The organism is Campylobacter concisus (assembly GCF_050447445.1).
GTDB lineage: Bacteria > Campylobacterota > Campylobacteria > Campylobacterales > Campylobacteraceae > Campylobacter_A > Campylobacter_A concisus_BI.
This window is the reverse complement of record NZ_JALMFW010000001.1, coordinates 1,454,593-1,472,612: the sequence shown is the minus strand read 5'-3', so window position 1 is coordinate 1,472,612 and position 18,020 is coordinate 1,454,593. Positions and strand designations below refer to the sequence as shown.

Sequence of the window (18,020 nt, the reverse complement as noted above, 5' to 3'; positions counted from 1 at the left end):
ATGAGTAGATTAAAAGATAAATTTAACGAAACTATCAAGCCAGCTCTCGTAAAAGAATTTGACATCAAAAATCCAATGCTTATCCCTGCACTCGAGAAAATCGTGATCAGTGTAGGTGCTGGAGACTCTGCGAAAGATCAGAAAGTGCTTCAAAATATGGCTGATACCATCTCACTTATCGCTGGACAAAAAGCGGTTATCACTGATGCTAAAAAATCAGTTGCTGGCTTTAAAGTTCGCGAAGGTTTCCCTGTTGGTATCAAAGTAACTTTGAGAAAAGAGCAAATGTATGCTTTCTTAGATAAGCTAATCAGTGTTGCTCTTCCAAGAGTTAAAGACTTCCGCGGTCTTCCAAAAAATGGCTTTGACGGACGTGGAAACTATAACTTCGGTCTTAGTGAGCAGCTAATGTTTCCAGAGGTTGAGTATGATAAAATTTTACGAACTCATGGTATGAATATTACGATTGCTACTACGGCTAAAAATGATAAAGAGGCATTCAAATTGCTAGAGCTATTTGGTGTGCCGTTTGCAAAAGGAAAGTAAAATGGCAAAGAAATCAATGATAGCAAAAGCTGCACGCAAGCCAAAATTTGCGGTTCGTGGCTATACTAGATGCCAAATTTGCGGTCGTCCGCACTCTGTTTATAAAGATTTTGGAATTTGCCGTGTTTGCCTAAGAAAAATGGCTAACGAAGGCCTAATACCTGGTCTTAAAAAAGCAAGTTGGTAAGGAAGAGAAATGTTAAACGATTTAATATCAGATGGATTAACACGCATTAGAAATGCAAGTATGAGAAAGCTTGAAACTGCGAAATTGCTTCATTCTAAAGTTGTTGAGGCTACTCTTTCTATCCTTGCAGCAAAAGGCTATGTGGAGAGCTACAACGTTATCGAAGAAGGTAACAAGAAATTTATAAATGTAGTTTTAAAGTATGATGAGTACGGCAGAAGCGTTATAAACGAGCTTAAAAGGGTTTCAAAACCTGGTCGTCGTGTTTATCAAGGCAAAGACGACATTAAGCGTTTTAAAAATGGTTACGGAACAGTTATTGTTAGCACAAGTAAAGGCGTTATGAGCGGTATTGAAGCAAGTAAAGCTGGTGTTGGTGGCGAGGTTCTTTGTACGGTTTGGTAATAAACTGCATTAAACGCTATTTAACCTTATGATTTTAAGGTTAAATTTTAGCTTGGTAAAATTTTAGATTTTGCCAAAGCTAAATTTAGAAATTCAAATGAAGGTTTCGTCAAATTTGACGATAAAATTTACGGCATTGTGGTGTTTATTCGTAAATGTAGGAACACCCTAGACAAGTAAAGGAAAAAAATGTCACGTATTGGAAAACAGCCTATCGCTATCCCAAGTGGTGTAGATGTTAGCGTTGAAAATAATGTCCTAAAATTTAAAAAGGGCAATCACTTAAAAGAGCTTGACACAAAAGGTCACGTTGATGTCAAGATAGAAAATGGTCATATAGTTTTTGCTCCAAAAGGCGAAGATCGCCAAAGCAGAGCTTACTGGGGAACATATAGAGCACTTGCCAACAACATCGTAACTGGTATCACTGCGGGCTTTACTCGCCAGCTTGAGATCAACGGCGTTGGTTACAAAGCAGCCGCAAAAGGTAAAATTTTAGAGCTTTCTCTTGGTTTTTCACACCTTATCAACTATGAGCTACCAGCAGGCGTTGAAGCTAGTGTTGAGAAAAACGTTATTACTATCAAAGGTGATGACAAACAAGTAGTAGGCCAAGTGGCTGCTCAAGTTAGAGGATTTAGACCACCTGAGCCATACAAAGGCAAGGGCGTTAAATACATAGAAGAACGTATCATCCGCAAAGCGGGCAAGACATCTAAGAAGTAAGGGGCGGTAAATGACAGCAAAAGTACTAAAAAGAAAAATCGCTCTTAGAATTAAGAGAAAAAGAAGAATCAGAGGTAAAATTTCTGGTGTTGCAACTTGCCCAAGAGTTTCTATTTTCAAATCAAATAGAACTATTTATGTTCAAGCGATTGACGACATTACAGCTACTACACTAGCTGCTGTTGATGGTAGAAAATTAGGCATAAAAGCAAATAAAGAAGGTGCGGTCACTTTAGCTAAAGAATTTGCTAAGGCTTTAAAAGCTAAGAAGATAGATGTTGCAGTTTTTGACAGAAATGGCTATTTGTATCATGGTGTTATCGCAGCATTTGCTGAAGCTTTAAGAGAAAATGGCATCAAGCTATAACCCAAAGGAAAATCGATGGAAAAATATAATAGAGAAGAATTTGAAGAAGTAATCGTCGATATCGGTCGGGTTACAAAGGTTGTTAAAGGTGGTCGTAGATTTAGATTTACAGCTTTAGTTGTTGTTGGTAATAGAAATGGTCTAGTCGGCTTTGGATATGGCAAAGCTAAAGAGGTGCCAGATGCGATGAGAAAAGCAATTGACGACGCATTTAAAAATATTATCCACGTTAAGATCAAAGGCACAACTATCCCTCACGATGTAGAGGTAAAATACAACGCAAGTAGAATGCTACTTCGCCCAGCTAGCGAGGGTACTGGTGTTATCGCTGGTGGTAGTGCACGTCCTATTATCGAGCTTGCAGGTATTAAGGATATCCTTACTAAATCACTTGGCTCAAACAACTCAGCAAACGTCGTTCGTGCTACTATAAAAGCACTTAGTTTGCTAAAAAGCTAAGAGAAAGGAGTTAAGATGGCATTAGAAAAATTAACACCTGCTGCAGGTTCAACTCATGCAACCAAAAGAATAGGTCGTGGTCAAGGTAGCGGCAATGGCAAAACTGCTGGCAAAGGTAACAAAGGTCAAAGAGCAAGAAAAGGCTACAATGAGAAAAGAGGTTTTGAGGGCGGACAGCAACCACTTCAAAGACGTCTTCCAAAGGTAGGCTTTACTTCTAAATTTGAAAAACCTTATGTTATTAATGTCGAGAAAATTGCAGCTATAAAAGAGCTTGCTGAAATTTCAATAGCAACAATAGCTAGCGTTCATAAAATTTCAAAGAGCGTTACTAAGATAAAGCTAATCGGTGCAAGTGCAAAAGCTCTTGCTTCAAAGATTAAAGACGAGAACGTTAGCGTTAGCGGAACAAAATAATGGATAAAACACTGACCAACAAGATTTTAATCACGTTGGCATTTTTGTTCGCATACAGGATACTGGCTTATGTACCAGTTCCTGGTGTTAATGTCGACGTAATTAAAGAATTTTTTAATTCAAACAATAGCAATGCCTTGGGCTTATTTAATATGTTTAGTGGTAAAGCTGCTGAGCGTTTAAGTATCATATCTCTAGGTATCATGCCTTACATCACAGCTTCGATTATTATGGAGCTTCTAGCAGCGACATTTCCAAAGTTAGGTCAGATGAAAAAAGAGCGCGACGGTATGCAAAAATATATGCAAATTATACGTTATGCAACTATCGTTATCACTCTTGTACAATCAATCGGCGTTTCTATTGGACTTCAAAGCTTAAGCGGGCGCGGTGGCGAACAAGCTATCATGATAGATATAAATTTATTTATCGCGATCTCTGCTGTATCTATGCTAACTGGAACTATGCTACTTATGTGGATAGGTGAGCAAATAACGCAACGTGGTATAGGCAATGGTATAAGCCTTATCATCTTTGCTGGTATCGTCTCTGGCATACCTAGTGCAATCGGCGGAACTATAAATTTGGTAAACACCTCTGAGATGAATTTTCTAACAGTTATCGCTATTTTGGCAATTATCTTAGCTACCATTGGTGCTATTATATTTGTCGAGATGGGTGAAAGGCGTATCCCTATTTCTTACTCAAGAAAAGTTATAATGGAAAATCAAAACAAACGTATAATGAACTATATACCGATCAAAGTAAATTTAAGTGGCGTTATTCCACCGATATTTGCTAGTGCGATTTTGATGTTTCCTAGTACTATTTTGCAGGCTAGCACAAATCCAGTAATCCAAGCTATCAACGACTTTTTAAGCCCAAATGGCTATATGTTTAACTTTTTAACATTTTTATTTATCATCTTCTTTGCGTTTTTCTACGCATCAATCGTGTTTAACACAAAAGATATAAGTGAAAATTTAAAGAAACAAGGCGGATTTATCCCAGGCGTTAGACCAGGTGAGAGTACAGCTAGCTATCTAAATGAAGTAGCTGGAAGGCTAACTTTAGGTGGTGCTTTATACTTGGGTATCATTTCAACACTGCCTTGGGTACTTGTAAAGACTATGGGTGTTCCATTTTATTTTGGTGGCACGTCAGTACTTATCGTGGTCTCTGTCGCTCTGGATACTATGAGGCGTATAGAAGCTCAGTCTTATACAAACAAATATCAAACTCTAAGTGCCGTAGGTCTATAAAATGGCTATCACGCTAAAAAGACCGGCTGAGATAGAGAAAATGAGAGCGGCGAATAAGATCGTCGCTCAAACTCTTGATCATGTTTCTGCGATTATAAAACCTGGAATTTCACTTCTTGAGATAGATAAAATTTGTGAAGATATGATAAGGGCTGCTGGAGCAAAACCTGCTTTTAAAGGGCTCTATGGCTTTCCAAATGCAGCTTGCATAAGCGTCAATGAAGTGGTGATCCACGGAATCCCAAATGAATACAAGCTAAAAGAGGGTGATATCGTTAGCGTTGATATCGGCTCAAATTTAGATGGTTATTTTGGCGATTCGGCTAGGACTTTTGGGGTTGGTAAAATTTCAAAAGAAGATGAAGCTTTGATCGCTTGCTCAAAAGATGCACTATATTTTGCGATAGATTTCATAAGAGCTGGTATGCATTTTAAAGAAATTTGCTATGAGCTTGAGAAATTTATACTAGGTAGAGGATATGTGCCTTTGCGTGGATATTGTGGTCATGGTATAGGAAAAAGGCCACACGAAGAGCCAGAAATTCCAAACTACCTTGAGGGGCACAACCCAAAAGCTGGACCAAAGATAAAAGAGGGAATGGTTTTTTGTATAGAGCCGATGATCTGCCAAAAAGACGGCACGCCAGTTTTAGGGAGTGATAACTGGAAAGTAACTTCAAAAGATGGTTTGAGAACTAGCCATTATGAGCATTGCATGGCGATAGTTAATGGCAAAGCCGAAATTTTAAGCCAAGCATAAAATAGAGTAAAAATTTAGAGAAAGGAGAATTTGTGGCAAAAGACGATGTCATTGAGATTGATGGAAATGTTGTTGAAGCACTGCCAAATGCAACTTTTAAAGTTGAGCTTGATAACAAACATATAATTTTATGTCATATCGCCGGAAAGATGAGAATGCATTATATAAAGATAATGCCTGGCGACCGCGTAAAAGTAGAACTTACGCCATATAGCCTAGATAAGGGCAGGATCACTTATAGATATAAGTAAATTTAGCCTCTTGGCAAATATGCTAAGTAAATTTAAAGCTGGTTTTAGATAAAATCCAAACTTTGCGAAAAGCTGTATGAAGAATTATTTTCAAAGTTCCCCACTTATTTTGAAAATAGTTGGTCTAAATTCTTTCTTTAGACCTGATGCAGCCCCTAAAAAAGTGGAATAAATTTTTAGGAGACTAAAATGAAAGTTCGTCCTTCTGTAAAGAAGATGTGTGACAAATGTAAAATTGTCAAACGTAGTGGCATAATTCGTGTTATCTGCGAAAATCCAAAACATAAACAAAGACAAGGATAAGGCATGGCACGTATTGCAGGTGTAGATTTACCAAACAAAAAGAGAATAGAGTATGGTTTGACTTATATCTATGGTATAGGTCTTTATAAATCTCGTCAAATTCTTGATGCAGCTGGAATTTCTTATGATAAGAGAGTCTATGAGCTTAGTGAAGATGAAGCGGCAGCTATCCGTAAAGAAATTCAAGAGCATCATATCGTTGAGGGTGATTTGAGAAAACAAGTTGCTATGGATATCAAAGCTCTTATGGATCTTGGAAGTTATAGAGGTCTTCGCCACAGAAAAGGTCTTCCTGTTCGTGGTCAAAAGACTAAAACTAATGCTAGAACCAGAAAAGGCAGACGTAAAACTGTCGGTGCAGCTACTAAGTAAGGCAAGGGTTAAAGGATAATAAATGGCGAAAAGAAAAATTGTTAAGAAAAAAGTAGTTAGAAAAAGCATAGCCAAAGGTATCGTTTATATCAGTGCAACATTTAACAACACTATGGTAACTGTAACTGATGAAATGGGAAATGCTATTGCATGGAGTAGTGCAGGTGGCTTAGGCTTTAAAGGTAGTAAAAAATCAACCCCTTATGCAGCTCAACAGGCAGTTGAAGATGCTCTAAATAAGGCGAAAGAGCATGGCATAAAAGAAGTTGGCATTAAGGTTCAAGGTCCAGGTAGCGGACGTGAAACGGCTGTTAAAAGTGTAGGAACTGTTGAAGGAATTAAAGTATCTTTCTTTAAAGACATTACACCTTTACCACACAATGGTTGTAGACCGCCAAAACGCCGCCGCGTATAATTAGAGAAAAATAGGAGAAATTATTATGGCTAGATATACAGGACCTGTTGAAAAATTAGAAAGACGTCTTGGTGTGTCTCTTGCGTTAAAAGGCGAAAGAAGACTTGCTGGTAAAAGTGCTTTTGAAAAAAGACCTTATGCGCCAGGGCAACATGGACAAAGAAGAGCAAAAATAAGTGAATATGGCTTACAACTTCGCGAGAAGCAGAAAGCTAAATTTATGTATGGTGTTTCTGAGAAACAATTTAGAAGATTATTTCAAGAAGCAGCACGCCGCGAAGGCAATACTGGTGCTCTTTTAGTCCAACTACTAGAGCAAAGATTAGATAATGTTGTTTATAGAATGGGCTTTGCAACAACTCGTCGTTTTGCTCGTCAGCTAGTAACCCATGGACATATTTTAGTAAATGGCAAAAGAGTAGATATACCATCTTACAGAGTTGAGCCAGGTGCAAAAGTAGAGATTGTTGAAAAATCTAAGAATAACCCACAAATTGTTCGCGCAATAGATCTTACAGCACAAACCGGTATTGTTGCTTGGGTAGATGTTGAAAAAGAGAAAAAATTTGGAATTTTCACCAGAAATCCAGAAAGAGAAGAGGTTATCATTCCTATTGAGGAAAGATTTATAGTAGAGCTTTATTCAAAATAATAGAGGGTATAAAGATGAGAAAGATTACTACATCAGCTTATATGCCAACTGAAATTGAAGTTAAAAGTGTTAGTGAAAATGTTGCTAACATTACAGCATATCCTTTTGAGGCGGGTTATGCTGTTACCTTGGCTCACCCATTGCGTCGTCTTCTTTACACAAGCACAGTAGGTTTTGCTCCTATCGGTGTAAAGATAAAAGGCGTTAGTCATGAATTTGATAGTATGCGAGGTATGCTAGAGGACGTAGCTTTTTTTATTATAAATTTGAAAAAGATCAGATTTAAATTAAAAAGCACCAGTGAGCGCGAAGTTATAGAGTATAGCTTTAAAGGACCAAAAGAGATAACTGGGGCTGATCTAAATAATGATCTAGTTGAGATCGTTAACCCAGACGCATACCTTGCTACAATAAACGAAGATGCTGAGTTAAATTTTTCAGTTATCATTCAAAAAGGTATCGGATATGTTCCTAGTGAAGAGATCAGAGAAGAGATCGAAGACGACTATATCGCACTTGATGCTTTTTTTACACCTGTTAAAAAAGCAGTTTACGATATACAAAATGTCTTGGTTGAGGATGATCCAGACTATGAAAAGATCGTATTTACTATAACAACTGATGGTCAAGTTAGCCCAATAGAGGCTTTTAAAAATTGTTTAGAAGCTATGTATCAGCAAATGTCAGTATTTAAAGGAATTTTAGATATTGATGTCAGTACTCCAGTTGCTAGCTCAAGTGCAGGCGGTGAGTTTTCAAAGTTACTTTCTAGTGTAGAAGATCTAAATTTAAGCGCTAGAAGTTTCAACTGCCTTGACAAAGCTGATATTAGATTTATCGGCGAGCTTGCATTAATGGACGAAAATGAGCTTAAAGAGCTTAAAAATTTAGGTAAAAAATCTCTTGAAGAGATTAAAGCGGTTATGGAAGAGATAGGCTATCCAGTTGGTGCCGATGTGTTAAAAGATGGCAAAGAGCAACTAAGAAAGAAAATAACCGAGCTTAAAGCACAAATGAGTGTAAAAGAATAAAAGGACAATAGATGAGACATAAACACGGATATCGCAAACTTGGTAGAACGTCATCTCATAGATCTGCATTGCTTAAAAATTTGGCGATAGCTATCATCAAAAGCGAAAAGATAGAGACGACTTTACCAAAAGCAAAAGAGCTTAGAAGCTATGTTGAAAAGCTAATCACAAGAGCTAGAAAAGGTGACTCTAACGCTCACAGAGCAGTATTTGCTTCTTTGCAAGATAAAGAAACAACAAATAAATTAGTTACTGAAGTAGCTCCAAAATTTAAAGAGCGCAATGGCGGCTATACAAGAATCATCAAGACTCGTGTTCGCAGAGGCGATGCGGCAGAGATGGCTTATATAGAGCTAGTAGCTGAATAATTATTAGAGAGCTTCGGCTCTCTTTTTTATTTTTTATATAAAACCTCCACTTTTAAAATAAATCCTTCTTCTAAAAGCTTTCTCAAACTATAAATTTCTTTAATTATCTACCAAAATTATTAACCAAAAACCATAAAATTTCATAGTTAAAAGTTGTAAATTTTCTAATCTAAAATCATGCATTTTAAATTTTTACCTTTGAGCTCTATGCTAAAATTTTATTTTATAAAGACGATATTTGTTTCAGACGTCTAATAAATTTCAAAGGATTTGAGATGATAGGTAGTGTAAATGGAGTTGGCACAAATTTTTATGTTGGCTCGCAAAGTAGTAGAGCACAAGAGTTTGATACTAAAAATACTAAATCCAATATAGACAAAAATTCTTTAAATGATTTATCTAGCAGTTTAGTTGATGAACGAAAAAGTCATACCGATACTATAGGTGGGCCAATAAATTTAAATGAAACAAATACGATAAAATTTCAAAAAAATAGCGAGAATCTAACATTTGCTAGCAATTTCTCACTCTCGGGCATAGCTGCTAATGGCAAGATAAGCATCTGGGGCAAGCTCATGGGATACGACAAACAAGTCAGCCAAGATGAGATAAATGATCTCAAAAATTTTATCAACGAGACCAAAGCACTTGGCTTTGGCAGAGCTCACGAAGAGATCATAGGATATTATCCAACAGATGTCGATCTCTTTGCAAAAGAGTACACATCAAAACTTGATGGCAACACACTTCTTGGACTTGGTCACAAGAGTCACGTGGAAGGGTTTGAGATACTTGATAAGGACCTAAGCATAGATGAGTTTAAAGATAAGTGGATTGATTATGCACTTAGGCAGTATCTTGGCGAAAGAGTCGGTGTGGAGAGCATTACGATAGGCAAAAAGGCTATCTCCATGCTAACTAGCACTAATAAGCCACCAATCGAGTATCAGACGCTACAAAATATAAATTTCACTGACGAAGAGAGCAGACAGAGATTTCTTACGCTCATGAAAGCTGGCATGAAGAGTGGGGCGGATTTTAAAGAGGTGGTAGAGGGCGTGCTCTCGCTTTATAATGTGCAAAATACGGACAAACTCGATGGCAACAAAGTCTATGCTTCAGTGATCGGACGAAGTGAGAAACTGGCTACTTACGACATCAACAAAGATGAGAAATTTGCCTATCTTAAGGAACTAATGCAGCTTGAGAAAAACGGAGTTGATATACTAAAGCTAATGGAAAAAGTGGAGCAAAAACAGAAATTAGACATAAAAGTATAGGCTAAGTTTAGTTTTTTGTACGACCCCTCTTTTGTGATTTTAGTCATAAGAGGCTCTTTTTACTTGGTTTAAATTTTTAAATGATAGAATCTTGATTTCTATTATTAAAATTATGGAGAACTCTTGAGAAAGCTACTTTGGCTAAATCCCGTTGTAAAAAATATGTATGACTTCTCTGCGTTAAAAGAGCTTTTGCAAAATAAGGGCTTTGACATAGTAGAGTGCGAAAAAGATCACGTTTGTGATGCCAAAAATTCATATAAAAATTTATGTTCTAAAGGCATGGTTTTAGACAGTCGCTGTCCAAGAGCTGTAAATTTTATAAGATCGAATTTCAAAGATTTTTCAAACAATATTTCAAACTTAAATCCCATTTTAATTGAAAGCGCCATTGAACTTAGCTCGAAACTAAAAGAAGATGAGTGGCTTTATATAACAACGCCTTGTGATGACTTGGCTGAGCTTGGAGATTCTTTAAAATTAGAGCGAACTACATTTTTAACATGGAAAAATTTTAAAGAGCTAAACGACATAAATTTACAAATAAACAAAATAGAATCAAGCCCGATTCCTCCTGGATTTTTTGAAAATTTAGGTATAAAAACACTAAGCTTATGCAGCAAAGAAAAGATACAAAACGCATTTTCATATAAATTTAGCGAGCTTAAAAACTATCAGATCATCGAGCTTTTATACTGTGAAAATGGCTGTCACAATGGAGATGGGCTGTGATAGAAATTTTTAAAAAGAGCATTTTGATCCTAGCGATCTTTGCCCTCTGGCAGGTTGTTTGCGAGCTAGAAATTTTCACGCCCTATATCTTGCCAAGTCCTATTACGACACTTAAAACGATGCTTGATATGAGCTTAAGTGGTGAGCTAATAACGCATGTGATAATTAGCTTTAAGCGTATATTTATTGGTTATATTTTGGCTTTTATTTTGGCATTTGCTTTTGGCGGAGTGGCGGCGCTATTTCCAAAAGCTAGTATTTATTACGAGTGGATACTAGAGTTTTTTAGAAATGTTCCACCACTTAGCCTTATTACTATTTTGGTGCTTTGGTTTGGTATAAACGAAACACCAAAAATTATTATTATCATCTTAGCATCGTTTTTTCCAATGTTTTTAAGTATCCAAAAAGGGCTAACTAGCTGCGATGTGAAGCTTATTGAAGTTGGTAAAATTTTTTGTTTTAGCAAATTTGAAATTTTTTACAAAATCATCTTAAAAAATGCCATAAAGGATATTTTTGTAGGTATGCGCATAGGTTTTGGCTACGCTATGCGAGCGATTGTGGGAGCGGAGATGATCGCAGCTTCTAGTGGACTAGGCTATCTTATACTTGATGCTGAGGAGCTTTCGCGCGCGGATAGGATATTTGTTGGCATATTTACGATTGGAATTTGCGGCGTACTCATAGATAGGATATTTTTATTTCTGATATCTAAATTTAGCCTTTTGCGAAGTGAAAAATGATAGAAATTTTAAATTTATCAAAGCATTTTTTTATCCATGATAAGCGTATCGACGTTTTAAAAGAGCTAAATTTAAGCATAAAAAAAGATAAGATCACCGTCATACTTGGTAGAAGTGGTTGTGGTAAAACGACTCTTTTAAGGCTTATTGCTGGACTTGAGGGCGTAAGTCTAGGCGAGATAAAATTTAGAGAGCAAGCAAAGATCGGTTTTGTATTTCAAGAGCCTAGGCTTATGCCTTTTTTAAATGTCTATGAAAATATAGTCTTTCCACTTAAAAAGTGCGAGATAGACGAGGCAAAGATAGACAGGCTCATATCGATGATAGGGCTTAGCGACTTTAAATTCGCCGCTGTTTCGCAGCTATCTGGCGGCATGAGTTCGCGCGTTTCGCTTGCAAGAGTGCTTGCGTACGAGGCAAATTTGATCCTTATGGATGAGCCATTTGCAGCACTTGATGCTTTTACGAGAGCCAGCATGCAGGCTGAAATTTTAAAGCTCCAAGCCGGCAAAACCATCATTTTTGTCACTCATAATGTCGATGAAGCCCTATATTTAGCAGACGAGATCATCTTGCTTGAAAAGGGCGGGATAAAATCAAACTACGACCTATCAAATTTAGCAAGGCCAAGAGATCTGTTAAGTGAGGAGCTAATAGCCGTAAAACGCAAAATTTTGAGCGAAATTTAGTATTTTGTAAAATGATAATTAAAACCAAAACGAAGCAAAAAGTTATATAATTTGGAAAAATTTTTAAAGGAGCAAATATGAGAAAGTTTTTTAAGATTTTGTGTGCAGCCTCTTTGCTTTGCCTAGTAGCAAACGCAAGTGAGCTAGATAAGATCGGCATGACCTACGTCAAATCGCCGCTAAACGTTCCCTCAATCGTCGATAAATTTAAAGGCTTTTATGCTAAATCTTTTGGCATGCCAGTCGAGTACTCCGAGATCACCTCAGGTGCGAAACAAACGCAAGCGCTTGCTTCAAACTCACTTCAGTTTTTAAACTGCGTGGGTGGAACTTCAGTCATACTTGCCGTGGCAAATAAAGCTGACATAAAGATCATAAGTGCATATTCAAGAGCACCTGAAGCTTTTGCGATATTTGCTAAAGATAAAGGCATAAAAACCGCTAAAGACTTAAAAGGTAAAAAAATAGCAGGCCCAAAAGGTACGATATTAAATGAGCTTTTGGTTAGGTATCTTGCTCTTGGCGGTCTAAGCATAAATGACGTAGAATTCGTTTCTATGGGCATCCCAGCTGCACAAGCTGCACTTGGAAATGGTAGCGTTGATGCAGCACTTCTTGCTGGACCAGCTGCTTATAATGCTAAAAAATCAGGACTTAGTGTCGTAACAACAGGCAAGGGAGTCATCACTCCAGTCATCGTCACTGCCACAAGCGGAGAATTTTACAAAAAGCATAAAGATCTAGTTGAAAAATTTAAAAAGGCTCAAGATGAAATTTTAGCTTTTATGAAAGCAAATGAGGAAGAGGCATTAAAATTTACAGCTGAAGAGACCGGGCTTAGCATAGAGGCGGTAAAGAGTATGTATCCGCAGTATGACTTTAGTCCAAAGATCACGGCTGAAGATATAAAAGCACTTGAAGCTACGCAAGAATTTATGCTTGAGAGCAAGATGATCGAGCAAAAAGTAGATATAAAATCACTTCTAATAGATTAAACAAAAAGGGCGAAATTTGCCCTTTTATCCTAAAACTTATAATCAAAAATTTACTAAATTTTAGCTCAAATATTTAATAATCAAAACTGACTAGGCGTGTCAAAAAGGTTTAAATTATAAAGCAAAATTAGCACTAAGCAAAAATATAGCCATTATTTTTTGCATTTTTATTTTGCTATAATAGCCCAAAAATTTAATAGGAAAAGATATGATCCCATTTAGCGATGAAGAACTTTTAAAACCAGTCAGTGCGAGTTTGCAAAAGGTATTACCGATGCTTGAAAATGATGGCGGTGGCATGGAGCTACTTGGCATAAAAAACGGCAAAATTTATGTAAGACTTACAGGGCATTGTCATGGATGTGCAGCTAGCACAACTACACTAAAATATGGACTCGAAAGACAACTTCGTATGGATATTCACCCAGAGCTTGAGGTCGTAAATATCCCGATTGGCGAGGAATTTGACATTGATAGATTATAAAAAAATAGGCATTAAACACTTTAAACGCTCAAAATTTAAAGAAGCGATCTTTTACTTCTCTCTAGCTTACGAAAAGACACAGGATAAAAATTTACTATTTTTGATACAAATTTGCTCCCTTGGCGAGAAAAATGCAGAGGAAGCAAAACTTTTATTTGACTATTTTATGGATAAACTAAGAGCTGGCGAAGATGATGAAGGAATGGATGAAATTTTAAAAATTTTAGAATCAAGATTAGCTAGCGATGAGTATTTTGAAGAGCAAGACGCGATCAGCTATGAGGACTTTAAAAAGGCTGTTTATAAGGACGGGAGCTTCAAAAAGGTCTTTGAAAATATCATGTTCTCAACCAAGGTAATGATCTCAAATAAAGATGATTTTTTAGAATTTTTGGGAAATTTGATAAAAAATGACTTCATCGAAATGAGTATAAACTATCTTGAGAGTGCGGCAGTGATGTTTGGCGGTGATGAGCGCATAGATCAGCTTTTTAAAGAGATACAAAAAAGACAAAACGATGAAAATATCAGTAGAAAATAGCTTCATAACAGATGACTCAAACGAGTGCGAAAATGGCTCATTTTTCGTGCAAACTGCTGCAAATACAAAATTTGCAGAGGCGGCGGTAAAAAATGGTGCAAAGATAATCAGCCTTGAAGAGTGTAAAAAGCTTTTAAAAATAGACGAAAGCTTAAAGATAGTTGGCATCACAGGTACAAATGGCAAGACCACAACGGCTGCTGCTATCTATGAAATTTTGCGAAATTTAGGCAAAAAATGCGGCCTAAGTGGCACAAGAGGGGCATTTATAGAGGGTAAGCAGATAGACGATAAGGCGCTTACGACGAGTGCTATTTTAAAGACGCTCTCATACCTCAAAGCAGCTAGCGAGCAGGGCTGCGAGTACTTTGTGATGGAGGTTAGCTCGCATGCGATCGCTCAAAAGCGCATAGAGAGCTTGAAATTTGCTCTAAAAATTTTTACAAATTTGACTCAAGACCACCTCGACTACCACAAGAGCATGGAGGAGTACGCTAGGGTAAAGTCAAGCTTTTTTTATGATGATTGCATGAAGCTTATAAATGCTGATGATAATGGCATTAAATTTAACCCAAAAAACGCTTATACGTATTCGCTTAAAAAACCAGCTAGCTTTGCACCAGTGGTTTATGGGCTAAAGGGCGGCATAGACGCAGTTATCAAGACGCCAAATGGCGATGTGGAGATAGACTCAAGTTTACAAGGTGAGTTTAATCTCTACAACCTACTTGCCGCACTTGGAGCTGTTTGCTTGCTAGAGCGTCCAGACGCAGCCGCACTTTCAAAGGCGATAAGTAAATTTAAAGGTGTGAGCGGCAGGATGGAGGTCGTTAGCACCGATCCGCTAGTCATCGTGGACTTTGCTCATACGCCAGATGGTATCGAGAAGGTGCTAAACTCGCTTAGACATCTAAATTTGATCGCAGTCTTTGGTGCAGGCGGCGATAGAGACAGGACGAAGCGCCCAAAAATGGGAGCGATAGCCCAAAAATACGCAAGAATTTGTATCATCACAAGCGACAATCCAAGAAGCGAAGAGCCAGAGAGCATAATCGATGAAATTTGCGCTGGCATGAGCCAAAATGAAAATTTGATACGAAACGCCAACCGCAAAGAGGCGATCGCTCTAGCCATTAGTAAGCTAGAACACGGCTGGGCGCTTATCATACTTGGCAAAGGCGACGAGCCATATCAAGAGATAAAGGGCGTCAAGCACCCATTTAGCGACAAAGAAGTAGTAAAAGAGCTTTTAAAGAGGTAGAAATGAATATAGAAATTTTAGCTAGTAAGATCCACAGAGCCGTCGTAACAGACGCAAATTTAAACTATGTTGGCTCGATCAGCATCGGCGAGGAGCTTATAAAAGCTGCAAATTTGATAGAAAATCAAAAGGTTGAAATTTTAGACGTAAATAATGGTGAGAGATTTGCCACCTACGTGATAAAGGGCAAAAAAGGCGAAATTTGCCTAAACGGCGCGGCCGCTAGAAAGGTCTGCGTTGGCGACGTTGTCATCATCGTGGCGTATGCTAGTATGAAATTTAAAAAGGCTAAGAAATTTAAGCCAACCATCGTGCATGTAAATAACAAAAACGAGATCATAAAGGAGTAGGCGATGTTTGAGGGATTTGACTTTTCAAAGATGGGGCAGATGCTTGAGGATGTGCAAAAGCAGGCCAAGCAGATAGAAGAAGAGAGCAAAAATAAAGAATTTGGGGCAAAAAGCGGCGGCGGACTAGTGAGTGTGAGGGCAAACGGCAGTGGCGAGATACTTGATATCAGCATAGATGATAGCTTGCTTGAAGATAAAGAGAGTATGCAAATTTTACTAATAAGCGCCGTAAATGACGTGCTAAAGTCAGTCGAGGCCGATAAGAAAAATACTGCATCAAGGATGCTTGGTGGCCTTGCTTCGATGGGGATAAAATGAGACTAAATTATAAATTTGTCCTTGCTTTTTTGCTATCATCTCTTTTCTTAAACGCCGATCCTAGGCCTACACAAGAGGACTTTAACGCCTGCTTTGAAAAGAACAAAAACTCAATCGTCTCGGTAAATAAACACTTTGGTGTGGCTATCACTAAAAATTTAATCGCAGTGCCAAAAAGCGAGGGAGCTCCACTTGGCGAATATGTCAAATTTGACCCATATTTGCAGCTCTTTTTGGTCCGCTCTAGCAAGGAGCTAAGCCCTGTCGTAATGGCTGATGAGACCAACGAGGAGCGCATCAAAAAGAGCACTTGGGTTGGCATCTTAAATGACGCAAACAACACTGTCATGGGTCACATCAAGTCTTTAGGGCAAAATTTAGGCGACTTTGACACGCTAAGTTTCGAGTATAACGCGACTGGCGAGATAAACACACCTTGTTGCAAAATGATAGGCATAGCTATTGGAGCTGATAAATTTATACCAAATCGCTATCTAAAGCACTTTGTATCTTATGATGACGTCTATTACGGTGATATCGGCGTGAAATTTTTACAAAAAGAGAATAAATTTTTTGTAGGGCTTGTTGACCCTTTGGGCCGTGGCAAGATGATGATGGTTGATGATGAGCTTGTTACGATAAATGGCATCAAGCCAAAGAGCTTAAGAGAGCTAAATGAGATGGTGCTTTTTGCTCCAAAGGGCGCAAAGCTTGACATCATTGTGAAGCGCGATAAGCAAGAAATGCTCTTTCAAGTGCCAGTAAGCGGGGAGGTAAAATTTAACCAAAGTCTTGATGTAGATGCCCCTTCAAGTCTTGATATACCAAATTTCAACATCATGCCAAAAGAGCCACAAACAATGCTTGATGATAAGATTTTGGTTGATTATGGTATCACGGTGGATAAAAATTTAGTCGTTACCAAGGTCGAGCCAAAGTCGAATGCAGAAATTTTTGGCATCAAAACCGGCGATAAAATTTTGGGTTTTGATAAACAAAGCGTGAGTAGTCGTGAAGAGCTTTTAGAGAAGCTTGGTGAATTAAAAAATTTTACGCTTCTATTTACTAGAAATGACTTTCAGTTTTTTGCAAGAGTGCCAAAATGAGCCTACTGGAGGACTTTTTAAAATTTTTAAACGAAAATTTGCCAAAGGTGCCTAGCTTTCACCCTTACTACGAGGAGGCGCTTGGCGTTATGCTAAAGGCTGGAGGCAAGCACTTTAGGGCGCTTTTGCTTCTTGGTGTGGTGGAAAACGTCGATAAAAGCCTCACGCAAAAGGCCATGAGAGTGGCTTTGGGGCTTGAGATGATGCACACTTATTCGCTCATTCATGATGATTTACCTTCGATGGATAACGCAAGCCTTAGGCGCGGCACACCAACGCTTCACGTCACATATGACGAGACTACTGCTATACTTGCAGGGGATGCACTAAATACGCATGCTTTTTATGAAATTTCACGCGCTGATCTGAGTGCTGAAACACGTATAAAATGCGTGGAAATTTTAAGCCAAAATGCTGGCGTTAGCGGCATGGTGCTAGGTCAGGCGCTGGATTGTTTTTTTGAAAATACAGACAAAGAGGACATCAAAAGAGTAAAGGCTAAATTTGGCCTCTCTGGCAAGATGCTAAGCCTTGATGAGCTAGTATTTTTACATATCCACAAAACCGCAAAGCTCATCGCTGCTAGCCTAAAAATGGGTGCTGTGATAGTAAATTTAAACGAGACTGAGTGCGATAAAATTTATGATATCGGACTAAAGCTTGGGCTTGCTTTTCAGATACAAGACGACATCATCGATCTTACAAGCAACGAGGCAGCCGCTGGAAAGCCCGTGCATAACGACCTAGAGAAAAACTCATTTACAAATTTACTTGGTTTAGAGGGCGCTAAAAAGAAAAAAGATGAGCTAATATGCGAGATAGAAGAGACGTTAAATCAGATAGACGCTGGCATAGCAAAGATGATCTTGGAGCTTACGGATAAGCACCTTAGATAAAAGCTAGAAATTTCTAGCTTTTTTACTACTAAAAATTTAGAAAATTTATATCACTTTTTAGACATTTTTGACAAAAATGCAAGGCAAGTTTTAATCACTTT

At 37.9% G+C, this 18,020-nt stretch carries 28 protein-coding genes; all 28 read left to right on the top strand.

Features of this window, described 5'->3' with window-relative positions:
- The 28 genes from rplE (at window position 1) to MTT30_RS07510 (ending at window position 17,919) form a co-directional block, all read left to right on the top strand.
- Window positions 1-546 (top strand): 50S ribosomal protein L5, encoded by a 546-nt coding sequence (gene rplE / locus MTT30_RS07645; protein WP_002941643.1) that lies wholly within the window; start codon window positions 1-3, stop codon window positions 544-546.
- 1 nt (window position 547) lies between these two features.
- On the top strand, window positions 548-733 hold the full coding sequence (locus MTT30_RS07640; RefSeq protein WP_002941532.1) for a type Z 30S ribosomal protein S14: 186 nt from the start codon (window positions 548-550) through the stop codon (window positions 731-733).
- Window positions 734-742: 9 nt separating this feature from the next.
- Window positions 743-1,138, top strand: a complete 396-nt coding sequence (rpsH, locus tag MTT30_RS07635; RefSeq protein WP_021091129.1) for a 30S ribosomal protein S8 — start codon at window positions 743-745, stop codon at window positions 1,136-1,138.
- 189 nt (window positions 1,139-1,327) lie between these two features.
- Window positions 1,328-1,864 carry a 50S ribosomal protein L6 gene (gene rplF, locus MTT30_RS07630; protein ID WP_429801537.1) on the top strand — a complete coding sequence of 179 codons (537 nt, stop codon included), beginning with the start codon at window positions 1,328-1,330 and terminating at the stop codon, window positions 1,862-1,864.
- Window positions 1,865-1,874: 10 nt separating this feature from the next.
- Complete coding sequence (gene rplR / locus MTT30_RS07625; RefSeq protein ID WP_429801536.1) at window positions 1,875-2,231, top strand: 50S ribosomal protein L18; 357 nt, start codon at window positions 1,875-1,877, stop codon at window positions 2,229-2,231.
- Between the two features lie 15 nt (window positions 2,232-2,246).
- A complete protein-coding gene (rpsE, locus tag MTT30_RS07620) occupies window positions 2,247-2,690 on the top strand; it encodes a 30S ribosomal protein S5 (RefSeq protein WP_002941646.1) in 444 nt (147 codons plus the stop codon).
- A 15-nt stretch (window positions 2,691-2,705) separates the two neighbouring features.
- Window positions 2,706-3,107, top strand: coding sequence for a 50S ribosomal protein L15 (rplO, locus tag MTT30_RS07615; protein ID WP_021089212.1), 402 nt, complete (start codon window positions 2,706-2,708; stop codon window positions 3,105-3,107).
- The gene (secY, locus tag MTT30_RS07610) at window positions 3,107-4,369 is read left to right on the top strand and encodes a preprotein translocase subunit SecY (RefSeq protein WP_107953396.1); all 1,263 of its coding nucleotides are present in this window, start codon (window positions 3,107-3,109) and stop codon (window positions 4,367-4,369) included. Before rplO ends, secY begins: the two co-directional genes overlap by 1 nt.
- 1 nt (window position 4,370) lies before the next feature.
- Window positions 4,371-5,129 carry a type I methionyl aminopeptidase gene (gene map, locus MTT30_RS07605; RefSeq protein ID WP_149702549.1) on the top strand — a complete coding sequence of 253 codons (759 nt, stop codon included), beginning with the start codon at window positions 4,371-4,373 and terminating at the stop codon, window positions 5,127-5,129.
- Window positions 5,130-5,161: 32 nt separating this feature from the next.
- Window positions 5,162-5,380 (top strand): translation initiation factor IF-1, encoded by a 219-nt coding sequence (gene infA / locus MTT30_RS07600; RefSeq protein WP_002848031.1) that lies wholly within the window; start codon window positions 5,162-5,164, stop codon window positions 5,378-5,380.
- 189 nt (window positions 5,381-5,569) lie between these two features.
- Complete coding sequence (rpmJ, locus tag MTT30_RS07595) at window positions 5,570-5,683, top strand: 50S ribosomal protein L36 (RefSeq protein ID WP_002941545.1); 114 nt, start codon at window positions 5,570-5,572, stop codon at window positions 5,681-5,683.
- A gap of 3 nt (window positions 5,684-5,686) precedes the next feature.
- Complete coding sequence (rpsM, locus tag MTT30_RS07590) at window positions 5,687-6,055, top strand: 30S ribosomal protein S13 (protein ID WP_002941610.1); 369 nt, start codon at window positions 5,687-5,689, stop codon at window positions 6,053-6,055.
- Between the two features lie 22 nt (window positions 6,056-6,077).
- Window positions 6,078-6,470 carry a 30S ribosomal protein S11 gene (rpsK, locus tag MTT30_RS07585; protein ID WP_021091081.1) on the top strand — a complete coding sequence of 131 codons (393 nt, stop codon included), beginning with the start codon at window positions 6,078-6,080 and terminating at the stop codon, window positions 6,468-6,470.
- Between the two features lie 25 nt (window positions 6,471-6,495).
- On the top strand, window positions 6,496-7,122 hold the full coding sequence (rpsD, locus tag MTT30_RS07580; RefSeq protein ID WP_148799576.1) for a 30S ribosomal protein S4: 627 nt from the start codon (window positions 6,496-6,498) through the stop codon (window positions 7,120-7,122).
- Between the two features lie 14 nt (window positions 7,123-7,136).
- Entirely contained in the window at window positions 7,137-8,153 is a 1,017-nt protein-coding gene (locus MTT30_RS07575) for a DNA-directed RNA polymerase subunit alpha (protein ID WP_087578016.1), read from the top strand.
- Between the two features lie 11 nt (window positions 8,154-8,164).
- The gene (gene rplQ / locus MTT30_RS07570) at window positions 8,165-8,521 is read left to right on the top strand and encodes a 50S ribosomal protein L17 (protein WP_002941584.1); all 357 of its coding nucleotides are present in this window, start codon (window positions 8,165-8,167) and stop codon (window positions 8,519-8,521) included.
- 275 nt (window positions 8,522-8,796) lie between these two features.
- Complete coding sequence (locus MTT30_RS07565) at window positions 8,797-9,801, top strand: hypothetical protein (RefSeq protein WP_429801535.1); 1,005 nt, start codon at window positions 8,797-8,799, stop codon at window positions 9,799-9,801.
- A gap of 123 nt (window positions 9,802-9,924) precedes the next feature.
- Window positions 9,925-10,533, top strand: coding sequence for a hypothetical protein (locus tag MTT30_RS07560; protein ID WP_429801534.1), 609 nt, complete (start codon window positions 9,925-9,927; stop codon window positions 10,531-10,533).
- The gene (locus MTT30_RS07555) at window positions 10,530-11,279 is read left to right on the top strand and encodes an ABC transporter permease (RefSeq protein WP_429801533.1); all 750 of its coding nucleotides are present in this window, start codon (window positions 10,530-10,532) and stop codon (window positions 11,277-11,279) included. Before MTT30_RS07560 ends, MTT30_RS07555 begins: the two co-directional genes overlap by 4 nt.
- Window positions 11,276-11,968 (top strand): ABC transporter ATP-binding protein, encoded by a 693-nt coding sequence (locus MTT30_RS07550; RefSeq protein WP_429801532.1) that lies wholly within the window; start codon window positions 11,276-11,278, stop codon window positions 11,966-11,968. Before MTT30_RS07555 ends, MTT30_RS07550 begins: the two co-directional genes overlap by 4 nt.
- Before the next feature lie 77 nt (window positions 11,969-12,045).
- The gene (locus MTT30_RS07545) at window positions 12,046-12,963 is read left to right on the top strand and encodes an NrtA/SsuA/CpmA family ABC transporter substrate-binding protein (RefSeq protein WP_429801531.1); all 918 of its coding nucleotides are present in this window, start codon (window positions 12,046-12,048) and stop codon (window positions 12,961-12,963) included.
- 208 nt (window positions 12,964-13,171) lie between these two features.
- Window positions 13,172-13,447, top strand: a complete 276-nt coding sequence (locus MTT30_RS07540) for a NifU family protein (protein WP_021091089.1) — start codon at window positions 13,172-13,174, stop codon at window positions 13,445-13,447.
- Window positions 13,434-13,988, top strand: coding sequence for a hypothetical protein (locus MTT30_RS07535; RefSeq protein WP_021091130.1), 555 nt, complete (start codon window positions 13,434-13,436; stop codon window positions 13,986-13,988). The genes MTT30_RS07540 and MTT30_RS07535 overlap by 14 nt, the downstream gene beginning before the upstream one ends.
- The gene (locus MTT30_RS07530) at window positions 13,966-15,249 is read left to right on the top strand and encodes a UDP-N-acetylmuramoyl-L-alanyl-D-glutamate--2,6-diaminopimelate ligase (protein WP_429801530.1); all 1,284 of its coding nucleotides are present in this window, start codon (window positions 13,966-13,968) and stop codon (window positions 15,247-15,249) included. Before MTT30_RS07535 ends, MTT30_RS07530 begins: the two co-directional genes overlap by 23 nt.
- Before the next feature lie 2 nt (window positions 15,250-15,251).
- Window positions 15,252-15,599: an aspartate 1-decarboxylase gene (gene panD / locus MTT30_RS07525; RefSeq protein WP_002941539.1), complete on the top strand. Its 348-nt coding sequence runs from the start codon at window positions 15,252-15,254 to the stop codon at window positions 15,597-15,599.
- Window positions 15,600-15,602: 3 nt separating this feature from the next.
- Window positions 15,603-15,917, top strand: coding sequence for a YbaB/EbfC family nucleoid-associated protein (locus MTT30_RS07520; RefSeq protein ID WP_107785678.1), 315 nt, complete (start codon window positions 15,603-15,605; stop codon window positions 15,915-15,917).
- On the top strand, window positions 15,914-17,023 hold the full coding sequence (locus MTT30_RS07515; protein ID WP_429801529.1) for a DUF7488 domain-containing protein: 1,110 nt from the start codon (window positions 15,914-15,916) through the stop codon (window positions 17,021-17,023). The genes MTT30_RS07520 and MTT30_RS07515 overlap by 4 nt, the downstream gene beginning before the upstream one ends.
- Window positions 17,020-17,919, top strand: coding sequence for a polyprenyl synthetase family protein (locus MTT30_RS07510; protein ID WP_429801528.1), 900 nt, complete (start codon window positions 17,020-17,022; stop codon window positions 17,917-17,919). Before MTT30_RS07515 ends, MTT30_RS07510 begins: the two co-directional genes overlap by 4 nt.
- The last annotated feature ends 101 nt before the right edge of the window (window positions 17,920-18,020 follow it).

Excerpts from the sequence above, each read along its gene's own strand:
- MTT30_RS07545 (WP_429801531.1), top strand. The coding sequence starts at position 12,046 with ATGAGAAAGTTTTTTAAGATTTTGTGTGCAGCCTCTTTGCTTTGCCTA.
- secY (WP_107953396.1), top strand. The coding sequence starts at position 3,107 with ATGGATAAAACACTGACCAACAAGATTTTAATCACGTTGGCATTTTTG.
- rpsE (WP_002941646.1), top strand. The coding sequence starts at position 2,247 with ATGGAAAAATATAATAGAGAAGAATTTGAAGAAGTAATCGTCGATATC.
- rplO (WP_021089212.1), top strand. The coding sequence starts at position 2,706 with ATGGCATTAGAAAAATTAACACCTGCTGCAGGTTCAACTCATGCAACC.
- MTT30_RS07575 (WP_087578016.1), top strand. The coding sequence starts at position 7,137 with ATGAGAAAGATTACTACATCAGCTTATATGCCAACTGAAATTGAAGTT.
- MTT30_RS07520 (WP_107785678.1), top strand. The coding sequence starts at position 15,603 with ATGTTTGAGGGATTTGACTTTTCAAAGATGGGGCAGATGCTTGAGGAT.
- rpmJ (WP_002941545.1), top strand. The coding sequence starts at position 5,570 with ATGAAAGTTCGTCCTTCTGTAAAGAAGATGTGTGACAAATGTAAAATT.
- MTT30_RS07540 (WP_021091089.1), top strand. The coding sequence starts at position 13,172 with ATGATCCCATTTAGCGATGAAGAACTTTTAAAACCAGTCAGTGCGAGT.
- MTT30_RS07565 (WP_429801535.1), top strand. The coding sequence starts at position 8,797 with ATGATAGGTAGTGTAAATGGAGTTGGCACAAATTTTTATGTTGGCTCG.
- panD (WP_002941539.1), top strand. The coding sequence starts at position 15,252 with ATGAATATAGAAATTTTAGCTAGTAAGATCCACAGAGCCGTCGTAACA.
- rpsH (WP_021091129.1), top strand. The coding sequence starts at position 743 with ATGTTAAACGATTTAATATCAGATGGATTAACACGCATTAGAAATGCA.
- rpsM (WP_002941610.1), top strand. The coding sequence starts at position 5,687 with ATGGCACGTATTGCAGGTGTAGATTTACCAAACAAAAAGAGAATAGAG.
- rplQ (WP_002941584.1), top strand. The coding sequence starts at position 8,165 with ATGAGACATAAACACGGATATCGCAAACTTGGTAGAACGTCATCTCAT.
- rplF (WP_429801537.1), top strand. The coding sequence starts at position 1,328 with ATGTCACGTATTGGAAAACAGCCTATCGCTATCCCAAGTGGTGTAGAT.
- rpsK (WP_021091081.1), top strand. The coding sequence starts at position 6,078 with ATGGCGAAAAGAAAAATTGTTAAGAAAAAAGTAGTTAGAAAAAGCATA.
- MTT30_RS07640 (WP_002941532.1), top strand. The coding sequence starts at position 548 with ATGGCAAAGAAATCAATGATAGCAAAAGCTGCACGCAAGCCAAAATTT.
- MTT30_RS07530 (WP_429801530.1), top strand. The coding sequence starts at position 13,966 with ATGAAAATATCAGTAGAAAATAGCTTCATAACAGATGACTCAAACGAG.
- rpsD (WP_148799576.1), top strand. The coding sequence starts at position 6,496 with ATGGCTAGATATACAGGACCTGTTGAAAAATTAGAAAGACGTCTTGGT.
- MTT30_RS07515 (WP_429801529.1), top strand. The coding sequence starts at position 15,914 with ATGAGACTAAATTATAAATTTGTCCTTGCTTTTTTGCTATCATCTCTT.
- rplR (WP_429801536.1), top strand. The coding sequence starts at position 1,875 with ATGACAGCAAAAGTACTAAAAAGAAAAATCGCTCTTAGAATTAAGAGA.
- map (WP_149702549.1), top strand. The coding sequence starts at position 4,371 with ATGGCTATCACGCTAAAAAGACCGGCTGAGATAGAGAAAATGAGAGCG.
- rplE (WP_002941643.1), top strand. The coding sequence starts at position 1 with ATGAGTAGATTAAAAGATAAATTTAACGAAACTATCAAGCCAGCTCTC.
- MTT30_RS07510 (WP_429801528.1), top strand. The coding sequence starts at position 17,020 with ATGAGCCTACTGGAGGACTTTTTAAAATTTTTAAACGAAAATTTGCCA.
- MTT30_RS07550 (WP_429801532.1), top strand. The coding sequence starts at position 11,276 with ATGATAGAAATTTTAAATTTATCAAAGCATTTTTTTATCCATGATAAG.